Source organism: Cupriavidus sp. SHE (assembly GCF_000812445.1).
In the GTDB taxonomy this organism is placed as follows: Bacteria; Pseudomonadota; Gammaproteobacteria; order Burkholderiales; family Burkholderiaceae; genus Cupriavidus; species Cupriavidus metallidurans.
Map to the genome: position 1 here is coordinate 1 of NZ_JWMB01000097.1, position 3,442 is coordinate 3,442.

5 protein-coding genes are annotated in these 3,442 nt (G+C 63.0%); all 5 read right to left on the minus strand.

Annotation, left to right across the window (positions count from 1 at the left end; genetic code table 11):
- Nucleotides 1-196: 196 nt before the first annotated feature.
- Nucleotides 197-1,318 carry a tyrosine-type recombinase/integrase gene (locus RN01_RS31395; protein ID WP_024570362.1) on the minus strand — a complete coding sequence of 374 codons (1,122 nt, stop codon included), beginning with the start codon at nucleotides 1,316-1,318 and terminating at the stop codon, nucleotides 197-199.
- Complete coding sequence (locus RN01_RS31400) at nucleotides 1,315-1,575, minus strand: DUF4224 domain-containing protein (protein WP_017515084.1); 261 nt, start codon at nucleotides 1,573-1,575, stop codon at nucleotides 1,315-1,317. Before RN01_RS31400 ends, RN01_RS31395 begins: the two co-directional genes overlap by 4 nt.
- An 87-nt stretch (nucleotides 1,576-1,662) precedes the next feature.
- Nucleotides 1,663-2,322 carry a hypothetical protein gene (locus RN01_RS31405; protein ID WP_029700394.1) on the minus strand — a complete coding sequence of 220 codons (660 nt, stop codon included), beginning with the start codon at nucleotides 2,320-2,322 and terminating at the stop codon, nucleotides 1,663-1,665.
- Nucleotides 2,319-2,843, minus strand: coding sequence for a hypothetical protein (locus tag RN01_RS31410; RefSeq protein WP_017515086.1), 525 nt, complete (start codon nucleotides 2,841-2,843; stop codon nucleotides 2,319-2,321). Before RN01_RS31410 ends, RN01_RS31405 begins: the two co-directional genes overlap by 4 nt.
- Nucleotides 2,840-3,442 (minus strand): site-specific DNA-methyltransferase (locus RN01_RS31415; protein WP_039016846.1); only part of this gene is annotated, 603 nt, incomplete at its 5' end. The genes RN01_RS31410 and RN01_RS31415, both read right to left, overlap by 4 nt.

Here is a 3,442-nt window from a genome sequence, read left to right on the forward strand (position 1 = left end):
AAACTTCTTGCAAATATGGTCGGAGCGATAGGATTCGAACCTACGACCCTCTGATCCCAAAGCAGAAGAAAAATAGCCTTGCAGGCCGCGCCAGATAACGGAAAGTGACATGTTTATTTCCAATATTTTGGGTGATTCAGACCCACGACAGCACGCGGGTTTCCGGGAAGCATCGAGCAGGATATTAGAAGGTTTTTCAACCTGCCTTGGGTAACTTTAGGCGCACTTCGCTGACTGGCACCGATCGAGATTTTACGTAGATCTCCGTGGTCTTCGAGTCCGCGTGCGCGGCGGCCACCTGAAGCTGCTCGATGCTGTATCCAGCACGTTCGGCATCCGTCAGCGCTTTGGCCCGGATGTCCTTCACGGTGTATCCAGCGTCTGCCAGCTTGGCGCGACCAGCCGCCCGCTTCCAGGCAGTGAGCAGGGCACTGGCGGCGTACGGCTGGCCCTCGATCGAGTGGATCACGAACTGGCTGCTCTTCACCTTGCCGAGCGCCTGTGCGCGCTTCAGCACCGCCTTGATCTGCGGTGTGATTGGCCAGTCGACCGCCTCGGCCGTGCTGTCTTCCGTCTTCGTGGGCACGAAGTGGATCACCTTGGCATCCCAGTCCACCCAGGATGAACCGCCGGCCGCGCCCGGGTCCGCCTTCCAGCGCAACAGCCGGATCTCGGTGGAGCGTTGAGCTGTCAGGTAGCACAGGTCGACGAAGCACTGCATCATCTCGCCGGCCGGCACCTTGCTGACGATCTCCTGGCCGTCCTTCGTCTTTCGCACGTAGCTGGCCAGTTTGGCTCGGATGGCGCTGAAGTGCGCGTCCGTGATGTAGACGTCCCGCGCCTTCGGCTTCTTCAGCTTGACCTCGCGGCATGGGTTGACGGCGATCAGCCGCTTGCCAATGCACCAGTCGAAGAAGCCGGACATGAATGAGCGCATCACGCGCTGCATGTGCAGCTTCCCGGTCCAATTCAGGCGCAGGAAGTCGACGACGTCGGCCGGGGCCACCGTGGCCAGGCGGAAGTCCTTGAAGGACTCGCCGGCATACCGGCCATAGGCGGGCCACGCCTTCTCCTTGTGCTGGGCCTTGTGCAGTCGCACGTACTCGGCGACCAGCGGCGCCATGTCACCGGTGCCAGCATTGGATTCGAAGTCGCCGATTTCGGCCTCCAGGCGCTTCAGCATCGTGCGCTGGCCATCTTCCACTCGGCACAGCCGGATCCACTTCTGGTCGCTCGGGCGCACCCAGTACCAGCTGCCGCCGCGCTCGTAGACCCGGCTCGGCATGCCAAGGTTCGTCTTCCGACGTCGAGCGTTCATGCGGCGCGTCCTGCAAACGTGACCTTGCGCAACGTCGGCCGGGCGGTTGGCGTGAGCGGCACCACCTCGGCATTGCCCACGCCAGCCTTCTTGGCTTCAAGCGCGCGGTAGGTCTCCCAGGTCATCATGACCCGGCCGTCGCCGCGGCGCAGCGGCTCAATCCGGAACGCGGCTTCGAGCCAGCGCGCCTGCGCGGACCAGCGCTTCTTGCCGGTCAGCTCCTGCAGGTCTTCTTCGGTCATCCATCCGGTCTTCATTTGTCGATCCCCCATAGGCTGCGGGTCAGTTTGATGATGCGTTGTGCTGCCGCTTCCACTGCGAATATTGGTTCTGAATAATTTGGGCTAAAGGCGCTGGAAGTCGATTACCCAGACGAACGGGTTGGTTTCCCACGCGCCGTTGCCGTTGATGCTCTCCCACAAATCCCAGAATGCGCCTCGGGCCGTTTCGCGGGCCTCGAACGTATCGGGCGCAGCCTTCCAGAAACTGGCCTGTGTGCCAGGCGAAACAGAAACCGGCTCGACGCCTTCCGCAAGTGCATCAACATCGCTGATGTCCTGCAGCCGCTCCACGCGCACGCCCGTGATCTCCAGTTGCAGACGACAGGCAGCGCGCGGCATGTGGATGCTGGGTCGCCATTGCCGGCGGATGCCGTCGGCCGAACGCTCCAGATCCGGCCCGAGCGGGTCGTCCAGGTAATCGGCACGATAGAAAACATCGCAGTCGGGCTCGTACGGGCCGAACGGGTGGTTGCTGTGCTGCCACGTCTCCCGTACCCACAGGCGGTCGCCGGGCATTCCGTAGGGGCAGTGCATTTCCTCGACATGCCCCCACCAGTTGCTGGCCGGATCGCATATATCACCGGTTTCCTCACCGCGCATGGGGCCGCTGACATACCAGTCGAGGCCCCGAGGCATCTTCCAGATCCGTCGCGTCTGAGTCTTCCTGCTGTCCAGAATGGCGCGCACCATGCCGCCGCTGAAGAGGATGGGGCGCTCTTTCACCATGGCAGCCCCTTCGCGGCCGCGCGGGCCTTGCGCTCGGCCAATTCGGCATTCAGCGCTGCAACAAGCTCAGCGGGCTTCCCTGCAAACTGTGCGAGATGGTTGGTGCAGAGGCTGAGAGACCAATCGGTCGCCGCGCGCCAGCACTTCGCGATTTGCACGCGCGTTGTGTTGTGCTTCACGCGTGCACCGGTGTAAGGCGGGCGCGGGCACAGCCGGCACGCGTTGCCGCAGGTGTCAGGCTTGACGCTGCGGAAGTGCGGGTACTTCGATGCCTCGATCGCAATCTGTTCGTTGGTCAGCGTGGCCACGGCCGCACGCAGCTCAGCGTAGCTCGAGTACTGTTGCTCCGGCAGCGCCACGTGGAACCATGTCTCGACGAAGCGGTTGCGGCTGCTTTCGCGGCGCATGTCCATCTGCACCCCGAGTCCTTCGGTGTCTTCGTAGCCATAGAAGGCCATGCCATTCGCGCCGTGGCCGTGCGCGGTCTCGCGCATGGTGAGTTCGTTAGGGATGATCATTCAGCGGTCTCCAGCACCAGCCCAGGCTGGCGCGTGCGCTCCAGCTGCAGGGCGATGTATTCAGGATTGAGTTCGGCGCCGAGCCACCGGCGGCCGAGCATTGATGCGGCAATCCCTGTCGAACCGCTGCCCATGAATGGGTCCACTATCAAGCCGCCCGGCGGCACGGAATAGGCGATCAGCGGCGCGAGAATCCCGAGCGGCTTTTGCGTGGGGTGAAGCGCGCGACCGTGCTCGTTTGGCACATCGATGACGCTGCGCATCAGGCGGGGTCCGCCATCTTGGGACACGTAATGGCCGGCATCAATGTGACCGGTGTGCGTCGGGCGAGTCTTGCGGCGCACCACCTTAGGTCGTGCGTCCATCGTGTACTGCGTCTCGCGGTATAGGTCAGCCCATCGGCCGCGGTAGAACTGCACGGCGTGTTCGTGCACACGCCGGAACCTGTCGTTGTGAAAGCCGGTGCCATTCTGCTTTTGCCAGACGATGTCCTGCGCGTAACGGAAGCCAGCGGCCTCCATTTCGCCGAAGACCGTGGCGAGGAACCGCATACTGCCGAACACCCAAATACAGGCAGTCGGCTTCAACACGCGCGCAAC

Bases quoted from the DNA above. Each gene is read 5' to 3' on its own strand.
- RN01_RS31395 (WP_024570362.1), bottom strand. From the start codon at position 1,318: ATGAACGCTCGACGTCGGAAGACGAACCTTGGCATGCCGAGCCGGGTC.
- RN01_RS31400 (WP_017515084.1), bottom strand. From the start codon at position 1,575: ATGAAGACCGGATGGATGACCGAAGAAGACCTGCAGGAGCTGACCGGC.
- RN01_RS31410 (WP_017515086.1), bottom strand. From the start codon at position 2,843: ATGATCATCCCTAACGAACTCACCATGCGCGAGACCGCGCACGGCCAC.